Annotated in this window: 25 protein-coding genes; 22 read left to right on the top strand and 3 right to left on the bottom strand. The window is 32.2% G+C overall.

Annotation, left to right across the window (positions count from 1 at the left end; translation table 11 throughout):
• Window positions 1-104: 104 nt before the first annotated feature.
• Entirely contained in the window at window positions 105-464 is a 360-nt protein-coding gene (locus tag R9X47_RS11385) for a hypothetical protein (protein ID WP_432666942.1), read from the top strand.
• Between the two features lie 35 nt (window positions 465-499).
• Here the strand turns inward: R9X47_RS11385 and R9X47_RS11380 are convergent, their stop codons facing one another.
• Window positions 500-688 carry a hypothetical protein gene (locus R9X47_RS11380; protein ID WP_432666941.1) on the bottom strand — a complete coding sequence of 63 codons (189 nt, stop codon included), beginning with the start codon at window positions 686-688 and terminating at the stop codon, window positions 500-502.
• A gap of 80 nt (window positions 689-768) precedes the next feature.
• Between R9X47_RS11380 and R9X47_RS11375 the strand changes: the two genes are divergently transcribed.
• The 6 genes from R9X47_RS11375 to R9X47_RS11350 all read left to right on the top strand — a co-directional run bounded on the left by R9X47_RS11375 (window position 769) and on the right by R9X47_RS11350 (window position 6,432).
• Window positions 769-1,221, top strand: a complete 453-nt coding sequence (locus tag R9X47_RS11375; RefSeq protein WP_432666940.1) for a hypothetical protein — start codon at window positions 769-771, stop codon at window positions 1,219-1,221.
• Window positions 1,222-1,248: 27 nt separating this feature from the next.
• Entirely contained in the window at window positions 1,249-2,091 is an 843-nt protein-coding gene (locus R9X47_RS11370; protein ID WP_432666939.1) for an MBL fold metallo-hydrolase, read from the top strand.
• Window positions 2,092-2,559: 468 nt separating this feature from the next.
• A complete protein-coding gene (locus R9X47_RS11365; RefSeq protein WP_432666938.1) occupies window positions 2,560-3,489 on the top strand; it encodes an alpha/beta fold hydrolase in 930 nt (309 codons plus the stop codon).
• Between the two features lie 23 nt (window positions 3,490-3,512).
• Window positions 3,513-4,316 (top strand): EFR1 family ferrodoxin, encoded by an 804-nt coding sequence (locus tag R9X47_RS11360; protein ID WP_432666937.1) that lies wholly within the window; start codon window positions 3,513-3,515, stop codon window positions 4,314-4,316.
• 111 nt (window positions 4,317-4,427) lie between these two features.
• Window positions 4,428-5,294 (top strand): nitroreductase family protein, encoded by an 867-nt coding sequence (locus tag R9X47_RS11355; protein WP_432666936.1) that lies wholly within the window; start codon window positions 4,428-4,430, stop codon window positions 5,292-5,294.
• Window positions 5,295-5,577: 283 nt separating this feature from the next.
• The gene (locus R9X47_RS11350; protein WP_432666935.1) at window positions 5,578-6,432 is read left to right on the top strand and encodes an alpha/beta fold hydrolase; all 855 of its coding nucleotides are present in this window, start codon (window positions 5,578-5,580) and stop codon (window positions 6,430-6,432) included.
• A 283-nt stretch (window positions 6,433-6,715) separates the two neighbouring features.
• Here R9X47_RS11350 and R9X47_RS11345 read toward each other — a convergent pair whose 3' ends face one another.
• Window positions 6,716-7,819 carry an aminopeptidase gene (locus R9X47_RS11345; RefSeq protein ID WP_432666934.1) on the bottom strand — a complete coding sequence of 368 codons (1,104 nt, stop codon included), beginning with the start codon at window positions 7,817-7,819 and terminating at the stop codon, window positions 6,716-6,718.
• Window positions 7,820-8,073: 254 nt separating this feature from the next.
• Between R9X47_RS11345 and R9X47_RS11340 the strand changes: the two genes are divergently transcribed.
• Complete coding sequence (locus R9X47_RS11340; protein WP_432666933.1) at window positions 8,074-8,964, top strand: MBL fold metallo-hydrolase; 891 nt, start codon at window positions 8,074-8,076, stop codon at window positions 8,962-8,964.
• A gap of 362 nt (window positions 8,965-9,326) precedes the next feature.
• On the opposite strand, the gene R9X47_RS11335 is transcribed toward R9X47_RS11340, so the two are convergent.
• Window positions 9,327-9,527, bottom strand: a complete 201-nt coding sequence (locus tag R9X47_RS11335; RefSeq protein ID WP_432666932.1) for a hypothetical protein — start codon at window positions 9,525-9,527, stop codon at window positions 9,327-9,329.
• A gap of 202 nt (window positions 9,528-9,729) precedes the next feature.
• Between R9X47_RS11335 and asrA the strand changes: the two genes are divergently transcribed.
• From asrA to R9X47_RS11265, 14 genes are all read left to right on the top strand, one after another.
• The gene (asrA, locus tag R9X47_RS11330; protein ID WP_432666931.1) at window positions 9,730-10,752 is read left to right on the top strand and encodes an anaerobic sulfite reductase subunit AsrA; all 1,023 of its coding nucleotides are present in this window, start codon (window positions 9,730-9,732) and stop codon (window positions 10,750-10,752) included.
• Window positions 10,745-11,536 (top strand): anaerobic sulfite reductase subunit AsrB, encoded by a 792-nt coding sequence (asrB, locus tag R9X47_RS11325; protein ID WP_432666929.1) that lies wholly within the window; start codon window positions 10,745-10,747, stop codon window positions 11,534-11,536. The genes asrA and asrB overlap by 8 nt, the downstream gene beginning before the upstream one ends.
• A gap of 12 nt (window positions 11,537-11,548) precedes the next feature.
• Entirely contained in the window at window positions 11,549-12,553 is a 1,005-nt protein-coding gene (gene asrC, locus R9X47_RS11320) for a sulfite reductase subunit C (protein WP_432666928.1), read from the top strand.
• Between the two features lie 215 nt (window positions 12,554-12,768).
• Window positions 12,769-14,232, top strand: a complete 1,464-nt coding sequence (locus tag R9X47_RS11315) for a spore germination protein (protein ID WP_432666927.1) — start codon at window positions 12,769-12,771, stop codon at window positions 14,230-14,232.
• A gap of 4 nt (window positions 14,233-14,236) precedes the next feature.
• A complete protein-coding gene (locus R9X47_RS11310; RefSeq protein ID WP_432666926.1) occupies window positions 14,237-15,310 on the top strand; it encodes a GerAB/ArcD/ProY family transporter in 1,074 nt (357 codons plus the stop codon).
• Window positions 15,307-16,431, top strand: a complete 1,125-nt coding sequence (locus R9X47_RS11305; protein WP_432666925.1) for a Ger(x)C family spore germination protein — start codon at window positions 15,307-15,309, stop codon at window positions 16,429-16,431. The genes R9X47_RS11310 and R9X47_RS11305 overlap by 4 nt, the downstream gene beginning before the upstream one ends.
• Window positions 16,432-16,840: 409 nt before the next feature.
• A complete protein-coding gene (locus R9X47_RS11300) occupies window positions 16,841-17,803 on the top strand; it encodes a sugar ABC transporter substrate-binding protein (protein ID WP_432666924.1) in 963 nt (320 codons plus the stop codon).
• 104 nt (window positions 17,804-17,907) lie between these two features.
• A complete protein-coding gene (locus R9X47_RS11295; protein ID WP_432666923.1) occupies window positions 17,908-18,930 on the top strand; it encodes a LacI family DNA-binding transcriptional regulator in 1,023 nt (340 codons plus the stop codon).
• Window positions 18,931-19,019: 89 nt separating this feature from the next.
• A complete protein-coding gene (locus R9X47_RS11290) occupies window positions 19,020-20,312 on the top strand; it encodes a hypothetical protein (RefSeq protein ID WP_432666922.1) in 1,293 nt (430 codons plus the stop codon).
• A 63-nt stretch (window positions 20,313-20,375) separates the two neighbouring features.
• Window positions 20,376-21,008, top strand: coding sequence for a corrinoid protein (locus tag R9X47_RS11285; protein WP_432666921.1), 633 nt, complete (start codon window positions 20,376-20,378; stop codon window positions 21,006-21,008).
• A 549-nt stretch (window positions 21,009-21,557) separates the two neighbouring features.
• The gene (locus R9X47_RS11280) at window positions 21,558-22,007 is read left to right on the top strand and encodes a hypothetical protein (protein ID WP_432666920.1); all 450 of its coding nucleotides are present in this window, start codon (window positions 21,558-21,560) and stop codon (window positions 22,005-22,007) included.
• Between the two features lie 62 nt (window positions 22,008-22,069).
• Entirely contained in the window at window positions 22,070-22,249 is a 180-nt protein-coding gene (locus R9X47_RS11275) for a hypothetical protein (RefSeq protein WP_432666919.1), read from the top strand.
• A 282-nt stretch (window positions 22,250-22,531) separates the two neighbouring features.
• The gene (locus tag R9X47_RS11270; RefSeq protein ID WP_432666918.1) at window positions 22,532-23,299 is read left to right on the top strand and encodes a L,D-transpeptidase family protein; all 768 of its coding nucleotides are present in this window, start codon (window positions 22,532-22,534) and stop codon (window positions 23,297-23,299) included.
• 184 nt (window positions 23,300-23,483) lie between these two features.
• Window positions 23,484-25,355, top strand: coding sequence for a PTS fructose transporter subunit IIABC (locus R9X47_RS11265; protein WP_432666917.1), 1,872 nt, complete (start codon window positions 23,484-23,486; stop codon window positions 25,353-25,355).
• Window positions 25,356-25,456: the final 101 nt, after the last annotated feature.

Raw genomic sequence — 25,456 nt, 5'->3', positions numbered from 1 at the left:
ATCAACAAAATAGCCCAAATAATATATAGAGGAATTTTATAAAATTTGCATAGTTAATATATATAAATTACGAAAAATCTATTACATTCCTAAGGGAGGATAACATGAAAAAAAGATTATTAATGATGATTATGATTACATCTCTCATTCTTTCTTTTGGTTGTTCAAATAAGAAAAATGCCAATGAACTGAAGGTGGGTAAGTATGTTGAGGTGGAAAATGGCTTGGCATGGGTTATCTTGAAGGAAAATAACCAATTTGAGTTTAATAGGCATATTGTAACTAGCTATCGTCCAAGAGGTAGCTATAGTATTCAAGATGGTGAATTAATATTAAGAGTGAATGATAGTGAAGAATACAAGTTTAAGATTGATGGAGAAAAATTAGTTTTTGAAAGTGGGACACATATTGGGAGTTTGGCAAAAGAAGGAGCAGTGTTTCAGCTTTCAGATAAGGATGAATAGCTAGAACTTTCAATGGCTATACTTATCGTTTACAATTACCCATCCTTTTCGTTGGAATTTTGATTTTTGTTACAGTAAATATTAATAGTTGAAACAATCCATCCTGCACACATAATTACACTTACTCCTATTAGAAGAAGCATCATAGTTTCATTAAAAGCAAATGCCAGAGATAGAAAAAAGAATAAAAGAGAGAACAAAAATGCTAAAAGTAATGGCCTCATATTATATCACTCCGATTTTTAGTAGTTAATACAGTATATAATATCATGGCCTAAAAGTAAGAACAACAGGGAGAATAAATATGAAATATTTCTATAAATACGGAATTGGTATTATTTTATATATAATAATGATAAGTATTATATATGGTGTATATGGAGGGGTATACAGACCGGTAATAATTGCACTATATACAGTAATAATATTACAGTCTAATTTTATTAAACAGAATGAAAATAAGAAACGTTATATTTCAAAGTTAGTACTAGTAAATATATTATTTATTCTATTGTTCTACATAGCATTGCCATACTATACCTATAATGAGGCTAAAAATTTAATTATAAATGAGTATCCTGACAATACAATTGTCGATGAACCAGTGAAAAGAATAAGAGTTAGCTCTGATAAAGGTATTACTCCACTTGAATTTGATAATTATTATTACTTTATAACAACAAGAAATAAAGAAAGAGAGACCTTTATAGTCAATCCTATGAATGGCTCAATAGTTAAAGTGAAAGATAAGAAATAAGTTGTTACTATTTTAGGAGGACCTAATATGAAGTTTGAAATAATAGGGAGTGGTGGCTGCGTAGCACTTCCAAAGCCCTTATGTAATTGTGAGATTTGCCAAGAAGCAAGAGAAAAGGGAAGACCATATTCAAGATATGGATGCTCTATATTTTTGCATGATATAAATTTATTAATAGATACTCCAGAAGATATTGTGCACGCAATAAATAATAGCAGCATACAGAAAATAGATACAGTTTTGTTTAGCCACTTAGATCCAGATCATACATTGGGTTTTAGAGTATTTGAACATTTGAGATTGAACTGGTTTGATGTCTCAGAAGGAAGAGAGTGCAGCAATCCCATAGATGTGGTGGCAATGCCACATGTCATGGAGGATCTGAATGCAATTAAATCAATTTATGGAAGCTTCTTGGACTATTACGAGAATTCACGAAATTTAATTAGAAGACGTCAAGCCGAAAAGTATCAAAAAATAGATGAAGTTGAGATTTCTTTCATTAAAATAGAGAGGTCAACAATTTTTGTATTTGAGAGTAAAGACAAGAAGCTGATTTATGCACCTTGCGATGTAAAACCATTTCCAAATGAAGATATATTTACGGATGCAGATGTATTAATAATTGGGAATACCTTTGTGGGAGAGACATTGAAAGATGGCTATATATTAAGTGAAGATAACCCTTTACGAGAAGATTTATTTAGCATGGAAGAAGTAATGGATTTAAAGAAAAAATTCAATATAAAAAGAGTTATAGTGACACATTTAGAAGAAGATTGGGGTAAATCCTATGATGATTATACTAAGCTTGAAGACAAATATGATAATGTTCAATTTGCATATGATGGAATGGTGATTGATATTTAGCTGAGGAATTAAAAGTATCTAAGTATTGAAGACATAACTGAAAAACTAGATAGCATTTTCAAGGTGTCCTTTTGAAAAGTACCAATAAAAAATCTCCTTTTCCGGTTCTAATTATTGTTTGGATTATTACCAGAGAGGAGATTTGTTTTCGGTTTAAATCCTAATCTATTCCATATAAATAAATATATATCTGCACGGCTTTATACATTTTATCTCAAAGAGATATTCCATACATATTTCTTCATGATAATTCCATCCTAAAATAGTTGTAAAGGCTGCATTTGTTATAAAAAGGAATTGTTTTGTTTAAACTAATGCCATCCACGATTATAATCAATTAGTAATCGACTTGATTACTTCCAAAGTGTTGTCCATCATTTCGAAACGCCACAAGATGGTATTAATCAACTAGAACTTAATATTAAATAGTATTAGAACCCATTAAATGATATGAAAGGAGAATAAGAGATGAATGAGTTTTACATATTTTTAACGCTAATTCTAATTGTAGCAATTATATTTTTTAGATTATTTTTACGGTATAAGAAAGAAATCAGAATATCTCTAAGAGAATTGAAAGGAGAAAGCAAATTAATTCAAACAAAATCAGGACAAATTGAATATAAAATTATCGGAGACGGATACCCTGTCTTGATCAGTCATGGAGGTGCAGGGGGATTCGACCAAGGAATGATTACTGCTTATTCTCATTTACATAGAAAGTATAAAATTATAAGTGTATCAAGATTTGGACATCTAAGAACACCTCTTGCTACAGATAGTTCAGCAGTAACCCAAGCTGATGCCTATGCACATCTTCTAGAAGCGTTAGATATACCTCGTGTAGCGATTATTGGAACATCTGGTGGGGCTCCATCTGCTATCCAATTTGCTCAGAAGTATCCCCAAAAGTGTTCTACACTAGTAAGTACATCTGGTGTAAGTATGTATTTACCTAAAAGACCACTTTCAATATATAAAAATGATTTTATTTATTGGATAGTGACAAGCTATTTCAGATCTTTAGCTTTAGAGAAGATTGGCGTGACAAAAGAAATTCAAAAAGGATTATCTGATTATGAAAAACAATACTTAGAAAAATTATTTAAGAGCATGCACCCCATTTCACTTAGAAAAAAAGGATTATTTCAAGATGTGTATGAGTGGGCTGATGCTGATATATGGAAAAGCAATTATCATTTAGAAAAAATAACAGTTCCTACACTTGTAATTCATGCTATTAATGACACAAACGTTCCCTTTGACCATGCAGAAAATGTTGCCAATAAAATTCCTGGAGCAGTCTTACTCTCACTACCTAGTGGAGGACACCTTAAACTAAAACACTTTGACCAGATTAGGGAAAGAGTATCAGGATTCATTGATGAACATATATAAATTTATTTAGAAATGAGGAAAATATGAAAATCGTAGGTATATATTTTAGTGGAACTGGAAACACAAAGTGGGTTGCCAAACAGTTTCAAGAAAAATTAACTGCAAAGAAACATCATGCTAAAATGATTTCGATTGAAGATTATACTGTTAGTGAAGTGGTGAAATTATTTGAAGAAGCAGATCTTATAGGATTTTTTTATCCTATATATGGTTCAGATATGCCGGAGATATTCGAAAAATATATTGAGGAGCTTTCTAAGTTCAAAATGAGTAAAAGGAAGCATTCATTTTGTATAACATCAGTAGCTATTTACAGTGGAGATGGTGCTCTGATGGTAAAAAAGTACTGTGATAAGATGAATCTAGAACTTGCTTGGGGATATAACGTCCATATGGCATGTAATTTTGACACTCCAATACCAGGATTTCAGATACCTTCTGAGGACAAAATTCGTAAAATAAAAGTGAAAGCAGATGCTAAGCTAAATCGTATTGTAGAAAATATTGAACAAGGAATTAAGAAGCTAGAAGGCTCAGATATATTGAATACAATCGTAGGTAGTTTTCAAAGGAAATCTAATAAAGGGATGATGCACAAGTATGACATCAAAATTAATAAGGATGCATGCATAAAGTGTGGGAAATGCGTGAGGCTATGTCCTACTAAGAATTTAGCTCTGCCAGGGAATGGTGATGCAGTAGAAACACATGGCAACTGTACCGTTTGTTTAAGATGCATTAATAATTGTCCAACATATGCAATAAGAATTATGAATCCAAGGAAAGATAAACCATATAGGCAGTACAAAGGTCCTAATAAATACTGATGTGCACATCATATAGTATTAGAATGAATGCGGAGAGGATATGGCAAAGGAGTCAGTTGTGAAAAAAATGGAGCATATACTTAGGGGTTTAAAAAGATGAGGGGGGTTATAATGTATTTTGAAAAATCAATAATTGAGACCATAAAAAAAAGAAAGTCAATTAGAACCTATGATAATAAACCTATTACAAAGGATGATTATGAAAAGATAAATCAGTATTTAAGTATTGAAGAGAATTTATTAGGTCCCTTGGGAAGAAGAATGAAGTTTGAAGTTGTACAAGTGAGTAAAAATATGTCTGATAAGGGTATTAAGCTTGGGACATATGGGTTTATAAAGAATCCAAAGGCATATATAGTTGGAATGGTGGAAAATAGCAATGAGACACTTGTTGAATTTGGATATGTATTTGAAAAGCTTATCCTTTTCTTGACAGAATTAAATATAGGCACATGTTGGCTTGGTGGAAGCTTTAATAGAAATTCCTTCGAGAAACAGATAGATTTAAAGGATGACGAAATAATACCTTGTATAACACCAATAGGTTATACAAAAGATAAAAAAAGGTTATTTGATAAGACTCTTCGTATGATGATAAAGGCTGATAATAAGAAGTCTTGGGATGATCTTTTTTATAACGCTAGCTTCGAAAAAAAGCTAATGGAGGAGGATGCTGACAAGTTTAAAACTCCTATTGAAATGGTGAGATTAGGGCCATCTGCTTCTAATAAGCAGCCTTGGAGGATTGTGCTTTCAGATAATAAAGACGTTTGTCACTTTTATCTTGAACGCACACCTAATTATGGTGGAAATAAAATAGGTTTTGATATGCAAAGAATAGATATTGGTATAGCTATGTGTCATTTTGAGCTTGCATGTAAAGAGCTAGCTATAAAATGCAATTGGAGAATTGAAGATCCTAGGATACCACCTCTTAGTGAAAATACGGAGTATATTATTAGTTGTGAGTCTAAATAGGGCTTTAAATTATGGATAAGAAAAATATTAATGGAGAAGCATAAAGAACCAGAAAAATACAGTTATAAATAGAGTAATATATTTAAGTGGAGAGTGGGGAAGAGTTAAAATTTTGCTAACACTTTTTATACCAATTTCATTTACTGCTTTGGGAGTAGCTCTGCAGAAACGTAGTTTATGGTTTGGACTGTCAGTTGTTATTTCTATGGCTGTACTTTTAAATCAAAATTAAATCAATCAACATAGCCTTTATACTATGGCTTTATTATATGGGGAGGAATTTATGGATTATAATGTTATTAAATTAAAAGATGGAAGAAAAATGGCATATAAAGAGTATGGTAATCCAAATGGAAGGCCACTATTATTAGTACATGGAACACCATTTTCAAAATTAATGTGGAAAGATGTACCTGGAGTGCTTCATAATGATCTATTTAGAATTATAGCTATGGATAGACCTGGTTATGGTCATTCAGATTTTAATTTTAATGGAGCTCTTGAAAATTTTCCACTTGATATTCTAGAACTCTTAGATCAACTTGATATTGATGAGGTTTCCATTGCAGGTGTATCAGGCGGCGGTCCTTACACTTTGATTTGCGCTCAAAAGATACCTCATAAATTAAAAAATATTGCATTGATTAGTAGCGTTGGTCCGTTCGTAGAGGAATCTATAGGAGATATGAATGCAAATAAACAACTATATAAGACTGCTCAAAAAAGACCACGAATTATATTTTTTCAGAATCACTTTATAATTAGAATGATTCAAAAAAATCCAGTGAATTTTATAATGCTTGGTAAGAAAAAGTTAACGGGTCCTGATTTAGAAGCTCTAGAAAAAGACGACTTTTATCTAAAACTTGCTGAAGCTTATGCTGATGGATGTAGACAAAAATCTACTATTAAGCACAACACAATGTCTTATGACATTATAAATACAGCCAACTGGAAAATACCTTTAGATGACATTCAAAAAGAAGTTCATGTTTTTTGGGGTGGAAAAGACAGAAGTATAGGGAATCAGTGTAAATACATGTCTGAAAAATTACCTAGTGCTATAACTCATTTCTATCCAGATGAAGGCCATTTCCTAGTTTATAGCAAAATGGATGATGTATTTAAAGTACTATAATAAATAACTGGGTTTCTACCAGTTATTTGTAATGGTTAATTTCTAATTTGCGTTTAAGGCATATTTAGTACTAGCCAGCTGTAGAGATTTTCTAATTACTTCTGGACTATATATCAGCCAAACTGGTATGAGGTGTATATCCTTCTTTTGTAGTTATTAAAAAGACAGCATTAAACTATCTAAAGCGAGTCTTGAACGATTTAGATAGTTTAATGTTATTATATGCTTATTTGGAATACTATAGTTAGACTAAAGAATAGTAATAAGAAAAGAACAACTATTATTACTTCATATTTAAAGCATGCAATTCACTAGGTATAAATAAACCATTTTTACGAATTAGTACATTATCAAAATATATTTCCCCGCCTCCATATTCTTCAGTTTGAATACAAACCAAGTCCCAGTGAATAGCTGAACGATTTCCATTGAAAGCATTTTCATATGCAAACCCTGGTGTTAAGTGGAAGCTACCACCAATTTTTTCGTCAAATAAGATATCTTTCATTGGTTTCACAATATAAGGATTTACACCTAGAGCAAATTCTCCAATATATCTTGAGCCTTCATCTGTATTTAATATTGAGTTCATTTGCTCTATATTATTAGATGTGGCTTTGATAATCTTTCCATCTTTAAATTCTAATTTAACTTGTTCATAATAAGTTCCCTGATAAATTGATGGAATGTTGAATTGCACTACTCCATTTATAGAGTCACGTACAGGAGCAGTATAAACTTCTCCATCTGGTAAGTTAATTAAGCCAGCACATTTATGTACAGGAATATCTTTTATAGAAAAGGATACATCTGTTCCATTACCACATATTCGTACATTATCAGTTTCATCCATTAACTTCACTAGATAGTCCATTGCATTTGATAACTTAGAATAATCTTGATTGCAAACAGTAAAGTAATAGTTTTCAAATGATTCAAGGCTCATATTGGCTAGTTGTGCCATTGCATTATTCGGATATCTCAAAGAAATCCATCTAGTGTGATTGAGAATATATTCATTTACTATTTTTGTATAATGTTCACCATACAAAATCATCTTATCTTGAGGCACATCACTTAATTCTGATTGATTATTAAGAGATTTAATCATTATATAAACATCAGTATCTTTAAGTCTATTTAAAGCATGTTTTGCCCAGTTTTTTGCAGTTTCTTCTGTTAGCCCAATAAGTTGCTCTCTGATAATACTGACATCTTTTTCTATAACGTGTGGAATTGCTCCTACTTTATATATTTCTTTAATTAGAGCTTTTACTAATGGCCTAGGGCTGTCACCAATAACATCTATTGTTACAGTAGCTCCTGATTGTATATTACACGAATAATTAACAATCGTATTAGCTAAATTTTGTATTCTCGAATCCATAGGTGCCTCCTTTAGATGCATATGTTTTGTCATAGTTATATAATACCATAGCTTTTTATTTAGCATTGCATTTTTAGAACATTTATAGTGGTATGATATAATCTTAATTATTATCATAAATAGCATAAAAAATCCACAAAGATAAATGGAAGAAACTACGTGATTAGAAACATTGTTTGTCTTTCTCCATAACTTTATTTGGGAAATTTGTGTTATTAATAATCTAATAGAAGTTAGAAAAATGGAGGAAGTATATGGAAATAAGGAAAGTAAAGGGAAATACATTTTGTATTGATACTGGAATGACATATATCCCTTTTTATAAAATTAATGAAGAAGAAATTATCATGTTGGACTCAGGATGGGCAGGAGGAGAGAGAGAAGGAATAAATGAGCTTCTGGAAAAAAACAACTTCAAGGTAGTTGGTGTAGTATGTAGTCATGCTCATATAGATCATATCGGAAATATTGCATATTTTAAGAAGAAATATAACTGTATTATTGCTATGCCAGCCTATGAGGCGCTTATTTGCAGTTCTCCGGCTAATCTCAAGGTTTATTACAGTAGCCAGACATTATCATATGTAACAGAGCATTTTGGACATATGGTTTGCGAAGCCGATATTATGATTTGGGAAAACCAAGATAGCATAAATGTGTGTAGTATAGAATTTAAAATTCTTCATACACCAGGTCATAGCCCTGCTCATATATGTATAATCACACCCGATGATGTAGGATATGTAGGAGATGCTCTTATAAGCTATGGAGTTATGAAGGGATCAAAACTACCCTATGCTTTTATACTCAGAGAAGACTTAAAAAGTAAAGAAAAGCTTTATGATTTAAAATGCAGTAAATATGTAGTGGCTCACAAAGGCATGTATGATGATATTACAAAACTTATAGCTGATAATATAGATTTCTATAAAAATAGAGCAGCGAAAGTGTATGATGTCATAGATGTCGCTATGACAATGGAAGAAATTATGAAGACTGTTATAGAAAAATGGGGTATTAGTGTAAAAAGCAGATACAAATATTTCGTAACAGAAAAAATGTTAAGATCCTATGTTGAATACTTAACTGATATAGGAATGATTAAGTTAATTATGGAGGATGGATTCCTTAAATATGTAAAATGAATATAGGAATTGCTGATTAGTAATAATGAAGTAGATTCAGACTTTTAATGATACCTATAGGGTATCAGTAATTTCTACTGATGAAGATAAGATACTATAAGTATTTCCTTCGTTAGTAGGAATTTTTTATTTAATTGAGCAAATTGCATAATTACAATCCTCAAAACCTTACTACTACATATAGTCTTAAATGCCCTAGAGCTATACTACCAAAGTATGCTCTATTTTAAATAACCAAATTAAGGATGATATTCGCATATGCAACTGTGCCAAGTTAGAATTATACAATTTCATTAATCAAATATATACCTTAAGACGTGAAAAATGGCTACTTAAGTAGTTAGTAGCCAAAGCACAGTATATTAATCATCTGATTGCTTAGATGAGTCCTTAGTAACGTTTGTTGAGACAAAGGGCAGAACGCTTGATATTGAAATTTTGCGGCCGTCAACCTCAAGTTCCTTTCTGATATTTATAAAACCAGTTAATGTTTTTAATATAAGACCATCACCTAAATCTAATTGATCTTCTTTTGCTTTAATACTAACAACTTGATCGCCCATTACTTTACCTCCTCCTGCTTTATACTATTCACCTAACAGGAGGTCTGTACGTAGTATTTAATACACAATTAATTGTATTTACCTTACTTATGTAAGAAATGCCAATTAACATCCTGCATATAATAAGTAAAATTATGGGCATAATAAAATGGTATTAAAATCCAGTATGTCAATGATCATTTATTGTTATAGGAGAGATAAGATGGGTTTAAAAATGGATTGTAAAGAATTTAATAATGCCTTAAATGAATTATCTAGTAACTATAAAGTTTATGCTCCGATTAATATGAATGGAAAGGGACGGTTTTCAGGAACAGATGTAGTAGGATATGGTGAAATTAATAAAATTGAAGATGTGGTTTTTGATTTGAAATCCTATTATTCTCCTAAGGAGATTGTTTTTCCGATTAGACAAACTTTATTTTATTTTGGAGATGATGAGGTTAAAGAACCAAAGGTTGATGATAAAGGTATAATCATCCTTCTAAGACCATGTGATATAAATGGAATAGAAAGACTTGATACTATTTTTCTTCACAATGGTACTTATGAAGATATATATTATAAGAAGCTTAGGGATAAAGTGAAGTTTTTTATGATTGAGTGTGCGGAAGGATTTGACACATGTTTCTGTGTTGCAATGAAGGCAAATAAAACAGATAACTATTCAGTAGGTATGAGGGTAAAAGAGGGTGAAATATATTTAGATATTAAAGATACAGATTTAGAAGAAGTTTTTAGTAATATAGGTGCAGAGGTTGATTTTAAACCAGATTTTGTAGAGAAAAACAAAATTGAAGTTAATGTGCCAGATCCAGAAAAACTAACTGTCGATATATTTGAACATGAAGTTTGGAAAGAATACGACGAAAGGTGTATTGCTTGTGGAAGATGTAATACATCATGTATTACATGTAGTTGCTTTACAATGCAGGATGTATTCTACGATAGTAATAAAAAGGTTGGGGAAAGAAGAAGAGCATGGACAGGATGCCATGTGGATGGATTCACTGATATGGCAGGCGGTCACAGTTTCAGACAAAAAAATGGAGCAAGAATGAGATTTAAAACCCTACATAAGGTAAGTGATTTTCATAAAAGATTTGGATGCAACATGACTGTAGGCTGCGGAAGATGTGATGATGTTTGTCCACAATATATTTCCTTGTCAAAGTGTATAAACAAATTATATGACATAGTAGAAGGAGGCTCTAAAAATGAATAACCCATATGTATCCTTTAGACTTCCGATAATAGATATAGTTAAAGAAACAGACATAGATTATACGTACAGGTTTAAAAGTGACATGAAACCTCAAAACGGGCAGTTTTTAGAAGTATCATTAGCTGGTATTGGGGAAGCTCCCATATCCATAAGTGATTTTGGGGATGGATATATAGATTTAACCATAAGAAAGGTTGGAAAACTAACAGGCGAAGTATTTGATTTGGCCATAGGAGATTATCTATATGCAAGGGGACCCTATGGAAATGGATTTTCGCTAGATAATTATGTGGGAAAGAATTTAATAATAGTTGCAGGTGGAACAGGACTTGCTCCAGTGAGAAGTATTATTAATTATTTTTATGATAATATTCATGAACTTAAAAGCTTTAAATTGATTGTAGGATTTAAATCCCCTAAAGATATTCTATTTAAGGATGATCTTGAAAGGTGGAAAGGTAAAATAGATGTAACTTTAACGGTAGATAAGGGTAATGAAGATTGGAAAGGGAACACAGGACTAGTTACAGAGTATATAAAAAAATTAGAAATTTTAGATAAAGACAAAATAGAAGCAATAGTAGTAGGACCACCAATGATGATGAAATTTTCTAATATTGAACTTATGAATAGAGAAGTGCCAGAAAATAAGATATGGGTGTCCTTTGAAAGAAAGATGAGTTGCGGTATAGGAAAGTGTGGTCACTGTAAAATTGATGATACATATGTATGCTTAGAAGGACCGGTATTTAATTATACAAAGGCTAAGAACTTAATAGACTAATGGGGTGATAGTATGTCTATCAATACTAAACAAGTTAAAAAGAATGCATATAGAATAACAAAAACTAGGGGAAAAACTGCCTTAAGAATAAGAGTTCCAGGTGGACATTTAGAAGTAAAACATTTTGATATTATTAAAAATATTGCAGAAGAATATGGGAATGGAACAGTTCATATTACAGCTAGACAAGGGTTTGAAGTTCCCGACATAGATTTTGATAAAATACCTGAAGTGAATAAGAAGATTGTACCAATTTTAGAAGGGCTAGAACTTGCCATAGGTGTTGATATGTCAGACTTGGAAAGTGGATACTGTGCGGCTGGAACTAGGAATGTATCAGCCTGTATTGGAAATAGAGTATGTCAATTTGCTAACTTTGATACGACAGACTTAGCAAAGAGAATTGAAAAGGAAATATACCCTAATGATTATCATGTGAAAATAGCCGTAACGGGGTGTCCTAATGATTGTATTAAGGCACATATGCAAGACTTTGGAATTATAGGCATGACAGAACCTCAATATGTCCAGGAAAGATGCATAAGCTGTGGAGCATGTATTAAAAATTGCAAGAAAAGAGTTACTAACGCTTTGAATTTTGAAAATTACAGTGTTAAAAGGGACGCTGACAGATGCATTGGATGTGGTGAATGTATACTAAAGTGTCCTACAGGAGCCTTAACTAGAAGTAGAGAAAAATACTATAGATTAGTTATAATGGGAAGAACGGGGAAGAAAAACCCTAGGATAGCAAGAGCCTTTTTAGAATGGGTTGATGAAGAAACCATAATTAAGGTAATCAATAATGCTTATGAACATTATATTGAGAAATATATTGATAGGACATTACCTAAAGAACATGTTGGTTATATAGTTGATAGAACAGGATATGGTGTATTTAGAGAAGAAGTACTTAGAGACATTACTCTAGACACAAAGGTGAAGGTAGCCAGATATATGGATTTTGGTGGTTATATGTATGAGAGAAACACAATGTTTTCAAGAGGATATAATTAAATAAATTAGAATAGAAAAAATAAAACTACTTATCAATAATAGAAGAGTATGCATAAGCAAAATGCTCTTCTATTTTTGTTTACTGAAAAATAAAATAGAAGACATGAGATTGCCTATACATGCTTGATAGCGATGTGACAAAATAAGTATATATTTCAAGTTAAAGCTAAAACTAATAGCGAATTAGTGTATTGAAAAACTTGAGAGGTTATAAGATGGATATTATAGCTTTAACTAAAGATTTAGATAAGAATATAAATTTGATTTCTTCAAATGCACCAGCAAATTTTAATTTTAAAACTAGGGAATTAATACTTAAAGGTAATGTAAAGTGTATTATTCTCTACATAGGTGGAATCTCTAAAAAAGAGGATATTGAAGATCGTATAATATATCCTCTTTTATTTAAAATAGATTGCGATATAAATACTCTATCATTGCCAGTGCCCTATATATCACAAAGGTATATAACTATAAGCGATACCCAAATTTCATCCGATGTAAATCTTATATCTGAGGCTTTAAAAGCTGGCAAAAGCATAATATTGATAGAAAATGAAGACACCGCTATAATTTGTAATACTTCGGGAAGCAACTTTAAAAAAAGTGCTGATGCGAAAATTGAGGAAACCATAAGGGGAGAAAAAAGTGCCTTTGTAGAGATATTATCTTCTAACATTGGTTTAATACAAGAGAAACTTAAAAACAATAATCTTAGAATTGAAAAATATGTATTCGGAGAAGAGAATAATTGTGAAGCAGCCCTTATATATATGAAGGATGCTATTGATGTTAATGTTTTAAATAAGCTAAAAAGTAAACTGCAAACTATAAAAACCTCTTATATACCAGATACAGGTTCTTTGATGCAGTTTATAGAAAAACATTCTTTTAGCGTTTTTCCACAATCTAAAACTACAGAAAAGCCTGATAAAGTTGTATCAGATATTCTTCAGGGAAAAGCGGCTATATTCATAAACGGATGCTCTTATGCCGCAATACTACCTGTTGTTTTTACAGAGTTTTTTCAAGGATTTGAAGATTATTCTAATAGAATCATTTTAGCGAATTTTGATAGAATGTTGAGATTTATAGCGATGATTATAGTAGTCACAATATCTCCGATATATCTAGTACTTTTAAATTATAATTCTGAACTTATCCCCTTAGATTTAATCAAAATCATTATTATGTCCAGAAGAGGTATTCCCCTTCCACCTTTTTTTGAAATTCTTTTAATGGAAATGATAATAGAATTTTTAAGAGAGGGAGGTCTGCGTCTTCCTTCAATTGTAGGTCAAACATTAGGTATAGTTGGTGGTATTATACTTGGAGAAGCTGCTATACAAGCAGGGATTGTAAGTCCAACAACTTTAATAGTAGTGGCTGTAACAGTAATTGCTACATTTCTTATACCTAACTATGAAATGACTCTCTCCATTAGACTTTTACGGTTCTATGTACTAATACTTGCCCAGATACTTGGTTTTTTAGGAGTTGTCATAGGATTATTTTCAATAACTGCTTATCTGATGAACCTAGAGAGTTTAGGAATACCTTACTTCTCGCCCTTTGCACCAATGAGGTATAAGGATATAAAAGATAGTTTAGTAAGATATCCATTAAAAGAGATAAATAGAATTCCTAAAAGCTTTAATAAGGAGGATAGTAGAAAATAGAAAAATGAGAAAAGATAAGATAACTCAAAATCAGTATATGTTTATAGTTATAGCTTCTATGATAGGAATAGGAATTTTATCTCTACCATCTGATGTTTGTAGAATAGCTCACCAACAGGGCTGGATATCAACACTTATAGGTGGACTATATCCAGTTTTTATAGTTTTAACAGCTTCTATAATAGATAATAAAACAAATCATGCAAATTTTTGGGAAATCAATAATAAAATCTATGGTAAAACATTATCCTATATATTTACAATTATCTTCTTTCTTTATTTTTTAACATCCTTTGCTGCTATTTTAGCAGGATTTACTAATGTTTTAAGGGAAACAATTACAAGCTTCTTATATCCTATATACATTATATTACCGATTTTAGTGTTAATCCCTTTAATATCTATGGGCGGAATTTACATGGTGGGGAGATTATGCGAATTTTATTTCTATTTAACTCTTCCACTAATATTTATCCCTTTCTTTTTTATAACAAAGGGATCGATTGTCAATATTCAACCGGTTTTTTCATCATACAATGAAATAATAAAAGCCACTACAGCAAGCTCATTTTCCTTTGCAGGCTGTGAAATAAGCTATTTTATTATTAGTAGTATTTCTAACAAAAAAAATACAACAAAAGCAGGCATGGTTGCATCGACGATAACAGTAGGTATATATACATTGATTGCTTTTATAACAATATATTTTCTAGGCTGGGAATTAACTTCAAAGCTTAAATATCCACTAGCATATATTGTACAAGCAATACCTATTCCAATAATATCTAACCTTACAGCAGTATTTCTATTCATATGGAGTGTAATAATTTTAAGAACCTTATTAACAGAAAGCTTTATAACTAGCTTGCTTTTATCTAAGCTTGTAAAAATAGATTATGAAAAAGCTAATTTTGTATTTTTACCTATAGCTTTGATTTATGCTTTTCTTATCATACCTGAGCAGAATAAAGAAATTTTTTTAAGTAAGGTAATACCTGTATTTGTAATCTTCTCCTTTACATGGGGACTAATTACAACAATATTAGTTTTAGTGAAATTTAGAGGTGAAAATAAATGAAGCCTTTTAAAAATATAATAGTTGTGATGATTATTATATATACTGCAATATTTCTACCTGGCTGTCACGGTAAACATCCAATAGAAGAACTGAGTATAGCAACTGGCTTTGGATACGATATAGAAAAAGGTGATGAGATAAAGCTAGTTGATCCAGCTGAGTTTCTATTAATTAAGAAAAAAGATGAAACTGGTTCAGTTATGTTGGCCGGTGAAGGAGCCAGTATATCTTTAATCGTTGAAAATCGTAGAAGTAAACAAAGCAAAACTTTTACCTTTGGAACAGAGATAGTCTTCATTATTAGTGAGGAAAGAGCTGAATTTGGAACTAAAGATATTATTGAGGACCTACTTAGAACACCAGAGGTCAATATTAATGCTGCCATTGCAATTTGTAAGGGTAAATCTGAAGATCTATTCTCACTTAAAGCTGAGACTGATACTATTTCAGAGCAATTATTTGAAATGCTTAAGTTTTCATATGAAGGAAACTTCTATTCAAAGTGCAATTCTATTAATGATTTTTTAGTCATGTATCATCAACAGGGAAGAGAAGTATATCTGCCATATATCGAAATAATTAATGAGAGACCTCAACTAACCGGCACAGCTGTATTTAAGGATGATAAGATGATTAGAAGAATCCCTATGAAAGAAGCCAAACTAATAAACATTTTAAGAGATTCAGATGGCAAAGGCTACCTATCTATCCAATCGGACGAACCACTAGAATATTTAGATTTAGAGGGTGAAAATAAGGTTAAAGTTAAGGTTTCAAATAAGGGTGATAAGCTAAAATATGATATTTTAGTAACTATACTAGCCGATTTGAGAATTGATACACTAAATGATAAGGAGTTTACTAAAGAACAGCTTTCAAAAGTAGAAAAATTGTTTGAAGAAAAACTACAAAAAGATTTAAATAAGGTAGTTAAAAAAGTTCAAGAAGAGTATGGTGTAGATTGTTTGGATCTTGGTAAATATGCTATTGCAAAGTATGGAAGAGATAGCGGATATGATAGTCAGGAACACTTTTCAAATGCTGATATTCAGGTACATGTGAAGGTGAAAATAAAATCAACAGGAAAAATACATGGCAGTAGTGTTGAGGATGAATTATAAAGGTAATAGAGATATCAACACCTTAACAGTAACTATTAGTTTTTCGGTGTTGAGGATGAGGAAGATGAAAGGTTGAAAATAACAGCTTGCTTCTACATAAAGGAAATTAAATCTATTATTGATTACTTATAAAGCAAAAAGAAAAAAATCAAAAAAATATTGATTTTTTAGAAAATTATGTATATAATCAATCTAAGAGCTCGAGCACGTTAAATATAAAAATGAGTCCATTGATTTAGAGAGCAAGATGAAATTTTTTTTTATTAAACAAGAGCCCGTGCACGGAAATTGGTTACATAACTGAAAATTTGATGTTTTAACACGGAGTTTATTGAGCAAGGAGGTGCATACAAAATTCAAAAAGTTTATTTAATGTAATGAATATTAGAAATTACAAGGGGGTAATTAAATGGATAATTTTATTAAGAAAACATTAGCAATTTTAATTTCACTAACTTTACTAGTATTGGCAGGTTGTGGAGGTCAAAGTACTAAGCAAGCAGATAACACTGAAACAGACAGTAAAGTGAAGATTGGTGTATCAATAGCAAATTTTGACGACACTTTTTTAACATATATGATGGATGGGATGAAAGAGTTTGCTGAAAAGAACGGTGATATAGATATAGAATTTGTTGATGCAAAAGAAGATATGGCAAAACAAATGGACCAAGTAGAAAACTTTGTTGTTCAACAAAAAGATGCTATTATAGTTAATCCAGTTGATACAAGTGCAACTGATCCACTAACTAGAACTGCAACAGAAGCAGGTATCAAGTTAGTATATGTTAATAGAAATCCTGCTGAATTACCAGAAGGAACGTATTTCGTAGGTTCAGAATCAATAGTTTCTGGTAGACTACAGATGGAATTCTTAGCGGAAGCCTTAGAAGGTAAAGGTAAAATTGCAGTATTAATGGGCAAATTAGATAATGAGGCTGCTATAAATAGAACGGAAGGTGTTGAAGAAATAGTCTCTAAGTATCCAGATATTGAAATAGTAGATAAGCAAACTGGTTTATGGCAAAGAAATGAAGGAATGACGAAAACCGAAGACTGGTTAAACAAATTTGGTGATGAGTTAAAAGCCATTGCTGCAAATAATGACGATATGGCATTAGGTGCTATACAGGCTCTTAAAGATGCAGGCAGAGAAGACGTTTTAGTTGGAGGCATTGATGCTACACCTGATGCATTAGCAGCAATGGAAGCAGGAGATCTGGCAGTTACTGTCTTCCAGGATGCAGTAGGACAAGGTCGTGGAGGAGTTGAAGTGGCATATAAAGCTGCTAAAGGCGAATCAGTAGAAAAAGAAACTATGATCCCCTATAGATTAGTAACACCAGAAAATATTGCACAATATAAAAAATAATATATTTGCTGCTTGGCTTAGGTTTTAAAAACTCACTATTGCAATACAAATAGTAATGAGGTATTATGAAGTTGTATTGAGTTTGAGTACGTGGGGAGATAGAAATGAGAGTAACAATTAAAGCAATAGCACAAGCGGCGAATGTTTCAAGAGGTACGGTTGATAAAGTCTTAAATAATAGACCTGGAGTAAGTCAGGCCGTGAGAGATAAGGTAAAAAGAATGGCAGAAGAGATGGGGTATAAGCCAAACCTAGCTGGTAAAGCATTGGCTTATCAGAAAAATCCTTTGAAAATTGGTGTTATTATTTTAGATAAAGAGGATCCTTTTTTTCATGAGGTATACGAAGGAGTTCAAAAGGGCTTTAATGAATTTAAAGACTTTGGGATAACAGTAGAAACTCGCTTTATGAATTCTATTAATGTTCAAGAACAATTAAGGTGCATAAAGGAATTGGATGAACATAATATATTTGCCCTTGTCATATCACCACTTTGTGAAGAGGTAATAAAAACAGAACTAAATAGACTTTCTAGCAAAGGCATTAAAATAGTTGTCTCTAATACTAATATACCTGATATAGAAAAACTTTGTTTCATAGGACAAAATCTAAAGAAGAGCGGAAGAGTTGCTGGAGATCTCTTAGGAAAGTTATTGCCAAGTGGTGGAGAAGTAGCGATTCTTACAGGGCTTACAAAAATTAAAGCGTTGCAAGAAAGAATAATAGGCTTTAAAGAAGTGATTGAAGCAGAATATTCTCAAATAAAAGTAACTGATATAATCGAAAATATTGATGGCAATAAATGTTCTTATAAAAAAACCCTTGACCTCATAAAGAGGCAGCCAAGCTTAAATGCAATTTATATTACAGGTACAGGTGTAGGTGGGGTTGGTAAGGCAATAAAGGAATTAAACAGAAAAGATATAAAATTTATATGCTTTGATATGATTCCAGAAACAGTAGATCTTATTAAAGACAGAACTATAGACTTTACAATAACTCAAGATCCTTTTATGCAAGGTTATTTACCAATTAAGGTGCTGTTTAATTATTTCCTAAAACATCAGGAACCATCAAATGAAAACATTTATGTAAAACTTGAAATAAAAACTAAAGAAAATATATAGAAATCTAAATAATTTTCTTTAGTTTCTATTTTGGATTTTTAAGAGCTCGGGCACGTTGTTTGGAATATCTTTATACTGGAGGAATCAATATGTTTAAACAATCAAATATTAGAGTTGATTTTACAAAAGCAGATTATACTGATATAAATTTTAGTGATAAAGATAAGCAAATTTTAAAAGAACTTGCAAAGGAAGTAACGGAAATAGCTAGTAGACCCATAATGGAAGAAAGAAAAAGACTATGGACAAACCATAACAAGCTAAAAAGAACGAGGCCATTAATATTATGTGATCCTGAAAATGGTTGGAATGAGATAATAAGAGAAGAAGACATAAAATGTCAAAATAGTATTGCTAGACATTGGGAATATCATCTTAGAAAACAGATTTTCTGGGGAAATGAAATGAATGATGACTATGTAGTAGAGCATTATTTTGACGTACCACATGTATATGAGAAAAGATCCTGGGGCGTAGGTGATTCTAGTATAGGTGGAGACTCATATAGAGACGATGGTGGAGCATATCACATTGACACACTGCTAGAGGATTATGACAAGATAAATACTATTGTAAAGCCACAGATAAATATTGACTATGAAACTACAGATAAAGTGCTAGATATAGCACATGAAGTTTTTGATGAAATACTGGATGTGAGGCTAAGGACCATATGGTTTTGGTCCGTTGGACTTACTGATGAATTTGCATTCCTTAGGGGCATGGAGAAATTGATGTTTGATTTCTATGATTATCCTGAAAAAGTCCATGAACTTATGGAATTGTTAATGAAAGGAACCTTAGAAAAATTAGATTTTTTAGAAAAGAATAATCTATTTAGCCTAAATAATGATAGTACCTATGTTGGCTCTGGTGGAGTAGGGTTTTCAGATGAGCTACCAGGTAAGGACTTTAATGGAAATGTATGTACCCGTAATATGTGGGGGCTTGCTGAAAGTCAGATAACAGTAGGAGTTGCTCCTGATATGTTTGAAGAATTTATCTTTCCCTATCAGAAGAAGATGATGGAAAGATTTGCCCTGTCATGCTATGGTTGCTGTGAGCCTATGGATCAAAGATTTGATATTGTAAAAACAGTATCGAATTTAAGAAGAGTATCTGTATCGCCCTGGGCTAACAAAGAAATTATGTCAGAAAAATTAAAAGGAGAATATATTTACTCACTAAAGCCTTCTCCATCTCCACTTGCTTTGAGTAAACTTAATGAGGATATAGTAAGAAATGAAATTAGAGATGCACTTAATAAAACAAAAAACAACTGTGTTGAAATAATCATGAAAGATAATCATACCTTGGGTAATAATCCTGACAACTTGACTAGATGGGTACAAATCGCCAGAGAAGAGATAGGAAGGGTATAAAAATTATATAAATTTAGTTAATTTAAAATTACAAGTTATTATAAGTTAGAGGGTGAACTTATCTTGGAATTAAATCAAATTTGTACAGCTCTACAAAAAGGTGCAGCTATAAAAGTTCAGGAATTAGTAAAAAAAGCACTAGGGGAAGGTGTTGAAGCTAAAACAATATTAGAGGAAGGCTTACTTTCAGCCATGGAAGTAATAGGTAAAAAGTTTAAGGATAATGAAATTTTTGTTCCGGAAGTTTTAATTGCAGCTAGAGCAATGAACGCAGGAATGAATGTTCTAGAACCTTCATTAATTAAAGCAGGAAATAAAGCATTAGGGAAAGTTGTTATTGGAACTGTGCAGGGTGATTTACACGATATAGGTAAAAACCTTGTTGCAATGATGATGAAAGGAGCCGGACTTGAGATATATGATATTGGCACTAATGCCTCTGCTGAACAATTTATTAAAAAAGCCGAAGAAGTACAAGCGGATATAATCTGTATGTCAGCCCTTTTGACAACTACTATGGCTTACATGAGAACTGTTATAAACGAACTTGAAAAAAGGTGTATTAGAGATAAATATGTAGTTATGGTTGGCGGGGCCCCAGTAAATGATAAATTTGCAAAGCAAATAGGAGCCAATATATATACAGCTGATGCATCTACTGCAGCAGAAACTGCCAAGGAGATATTAATAGCCTAAAAAAGTATTATAAGTCTAAATAAATGATAAACTTAAATCTTTTCTCTATCATAATATATATAAGAGTTATTTAAGATAATAAGTCCCCCGACTTATTATAGTGTTTCGATGTTTTCCATTGAAACACTTTTTTTTATTACTAATAATATAGAATGTGTTTTAAAATAAAACATATGTTTTGAAATGCTTAAGTTTTCATATGAAGGAAACTTCTATTCAAAGTGCAATTCCATTAATGATTTTTTAGTTATGTATCATACATGGCAGTAGTGTTGAGGATGAATTATAAAGGTAATAGATGCAGTAGCGCTTCTATCTACATCTGGAAAATACAAAAAAATAGCTTTCTATTATAAGATTAGGATCGTTTTAAACTTTATAATTAAAAAGTCTAAAGCGAGTTTAATCTTGTATTTTTTAAGTTAACTAATAAAGTTAATAAAATTTTAAGAATTTATGTCTGATTTCGACAAATATTACAATTAATGTATGATAAGATAATAAATGGGTATTGGGAATTTATTAAAAATAACTAAGGAGGTTGTAAAAATGAAATTAAAAAAATTTTTAGCTGGTCTTTGTGTAGCAGGGATGATATTCTCACAGGGGATTGTAGCTTTTGCTGCAGTAGATGTTTATTTTGATTATGAATCAAATAATACTATGAGTACTGCTAACAAGGCCTATGTTGACGAAAATGAATATGCATATCTATGTGGAGTAGTTAGCCAAGATGATAATGATGATTGGTTTAGAGTGAGAGCTAATTATTCCGGTGAATTAGATGTTTTATTAATGCAGCAGGACGATGTAGACATTGATGTTTTCTTGCATGATAAAAATGGAAATGAGATAGCTGTGTTAACCGGTGAAATGGATAGAATTAGGGATCTTGATGTTAGAGCAGGTGAATATTACTACATACATGTAGAGCATATTTCTGGTACTCAAACTACTGAACCTTATAAAGTGGTTTTAATGCCTAACTACTCGCATTAAGAGTTTCTTTAAATATCAAATATCTAATACATACTATAATGAAGAGAGCCTGAGGGCTCTTTTTGTATATACTGATGGGGCGATTCGAAACTGATGAAAAAGTAATAATTAATATCAAACAGAGAAGTGAGAAAACAGGTGTTAAGTCATTGCCAATGTTACTTGACTTAATAATAAGAAAATGCCATAGACTAATTGTTGTCTATGGTAATAGAAAGGCTAATCTTTGTTTAAAAAGATAAATATTAAACCTATTATTAATAATCCTAAAAAACCTAAAAGTACAAGTGAGAGCATATGTATAAAAAACACCTCCTAGTTAAAAGTATATTAATTATAGCATACTTTACTAAGAAAGGTGAGTGAGGAGTCAAGAGCTTTACTAATTAACTAAAAGATATGATTAGGATAGTAAATTAGTGATTCGGAAAATAAGCAACAAAATAATCAATCATAGTTATTGTCCCACTGTCATATGATTATACCTTCCCTACATATACATAGAAATGTAGGGGGGACTTAGATTGAAGAGGTCGTTTTTATGGATAATCATATGTGTTATGTTTATAACCATCCTGATGGGAGTGGGAAAGTTAATCTTTAAAGATATGGAGCTTACAGATTATCTTACAAAGGCATTTAAAAATAGAGAGATAAAAGAATATAGCCTATGGGAAGAAAAGAAAATGAAGGAGAATCCTAACTACACAAACCTAGCTATATTTATAAATATAAATTCAAAAAGCCTTGAAGTTTTTGATCAAGATGGTAATCAAGTAATAAAGAGATATGCAATAGCCAGTGGAAAAGAAAGCACACCCTCGCCAATAGGAAACTGGCGAGTTATAAGTAAGGGAAAATGGGGAAAGGGATTTGGGACTAGGTGGATGGGGCTGAATGTTCCCTGGGGCAAATACGGGATTCATGGTACTAATAAGCCTCACTCAATAGGCTGGGCATCCTCCCATGGATGCATTCGCATGAGAAATAACGATGTTGAAGAACTATATAAGATTGTAAAGCACGGTACTCCGGTGACCATTTGGGGTGGAACCTTTGGACCCTTTGGCAATGGTTTTAGAATTCTTTCGCCCGGTGATAGGGGCTCTGACGTTTATGAGATTCAAAAAAGAATGAAGCTTCAAGGATATTATCCCCTATACGTAGATGGGATATATGGGGATGGGATGAAGAGTTATGTAATAAAATTTAGAAAGGATAAAGGGTTAACGATGACCCATGATTTAGATTATCAATTTTATAAAGCTCTGGGAATTGAATTATTTGAGTAAGTACAAAGTATTTCTAATTATGAAAATCTACCAAACAAAACTATCCAGTTCTGTGTTAAAATTGAATTAGTATTATGGAGATATAAAGTTGATAAAATTAAAAAAAGACCTTGCAAAATAGTATTAGCTCAGCTATTTTGCAAGGTCTTTTAAAAAAGGCAAAGGGAAGCATGAGGGGGATAGCATGAAGATAATTGAATTACTAGATAGAGATTTAATAATCCTTAAATTAAAGGCTTCCACAAAATTGGAAGTAATAGAAGAATTAGTAGATAAATTGAATAGCAAGGGAAAACTAAATAGTAGAGAGGAATTTAGAAAGGCTATCCTAGAAAGGGAAGGACAATCTACTACGGGAATAGGTAAAGGAATAGCCATACCCCATGCTAGGACATCCGTAGTTAACACTCCGGCATTGGTCTTCGGTTACTCTAAAGAAGGAATAGACTATAATTCACTAGATGGACAACCAGCCCATATCTTCTTTATGATAGCTTCTAAAGAAGGGGACAATGATGACCATTTAGAAACATTATCGAGACTATCGAGGATTCTTAGAAAAGAAGATATAAGAAAAAGACTCATGACTTTAGAAAGTAAAGATGAATTACTGAATCTACTAGAGGTAGAGGAAGAACTTATCCTAGAAAAACAAAGAAACAAAGCAAATGCTTTGAGTAACATGGTGCTAGCTGTAACAGCCTGTCCAACGGGCATAGCCCATACCTATATGGCAGCCGATGCTCTTGAAGAGAAGGGGAAGGAAATGGGTGTAGAGATAAAGGTAGAAACCAATGGGTCTGCTGGAATTAAAAATAGGCTGACAGAGGAAGACATAAAAAAGGCTTCTGTCATAATAGTAGCTGCCGACAAGCAAATTGAGATGGCTAGATTTGATGGGAAAAAAGTAATTCAGGTGCCAGTAGCCCTTGGAATAAAGGAAGCTGAAAAGCTGATAAATAGAGCAGTGAGTGGAGAGGCATCGGTATATAATCATACTGAAAGAGGGTATAACAAGACAGGTATAGATAACAGAAAAAGCCTAGGACTATACAAGCATCTCATGAGTGGTGTCTCGAATACTATGCCCTTTGCAGTAAGTGGAGGGGTACTAATATCAATCGCACTTATTTTAGAGAAGAACGGATTTGTTTTAGATAATCCATCGCTACAACAATTCATTAAGTTTCTAATAGAGAAGAGCGGAGTCAGTGCTTTTACTCTTATGGTACCAATACTAGCCGGATTTATAGGTATGAGTATCGCAGATAGACCAGGCTTTGCCCCAGCTGCTGTTGGAGGGCTTATTGCGGCAAATAGTGGAGCCGGATTTCTAGGAGGTCTAGTTGCCGGTTTCTTAGGAGGATATATTATTCTGCTGATCAAGAGACTATTTTCGAAGCTTCCATCATCCCTTGAGGCAATGAAACCCTCTCTAATTTATCCTGTGCTGGGGGTTTTTATAACAACGGGAATAATGCTGTTCGTTATTGTAGAACCTATAGGACGATTGAACTTAAGCCTACAAACTTGGTTAAGTGCCATGGAAACCATACACAAAATTATATTAGGGCTGGTATTAGGTGGAATGATGGCTGTAGATATGGGCGGACCTATAAATAAAACAGCCTTTACATTTGGGATAGCAATGATTGAAGCCGGTAACCTAGGACCCCATGCAGCAGTAATGGCAGGAGGAATGGTCCCTACCCTAGGGATTGCTATGGCAACAACCTTGTTTAGAAATAGGTTTACAGAAGGTGAGAGAAAGGCTGGAAGGTCTTGTTATATCATGGGAGCATCCTTCATTACAGAGGGAGCTATACCATTTGCGGCGAAGGACCCAAAAAGGGTAATACCCTCTATAATTATTGGATCAGCCATAGCTGGAGCACTGACAATGGTATTTGATATAGGTATGCCTACGCCACTTGGAGGTATCTTCATAATACCAATAGTTGAAGGTAATCCTCTACTGTATGTAACTGCTATATTAACAGGTTCATTTATAACTGCATCTATACTAGGACTTCTTAAAAAAACTACTAGTGGTTAGCCGTTGGTTAACTGCTAGTAGTTTGCTGTTAGATGTTGATAAATGTGGTATAATCATAAAATATAAGTTATGATTATAAAACGAAGGAATAAGGAAGGCCA

Origin of the sequence: Wukongibacter baidiensis, assembly GCF_050888315.1 — a bacterium.
Lineage (GTDB): Bacteria > Bacillota > Clostridia > Peptostreptococcales > Caminicellaceae > Wukongibacter > Wukongibacter baidiensis.
The sequence above is the reverse complement of the archived record's forward strand: the minus strand, read 5'-3'. Positions and strand labels throughout refer to the sequence as shown.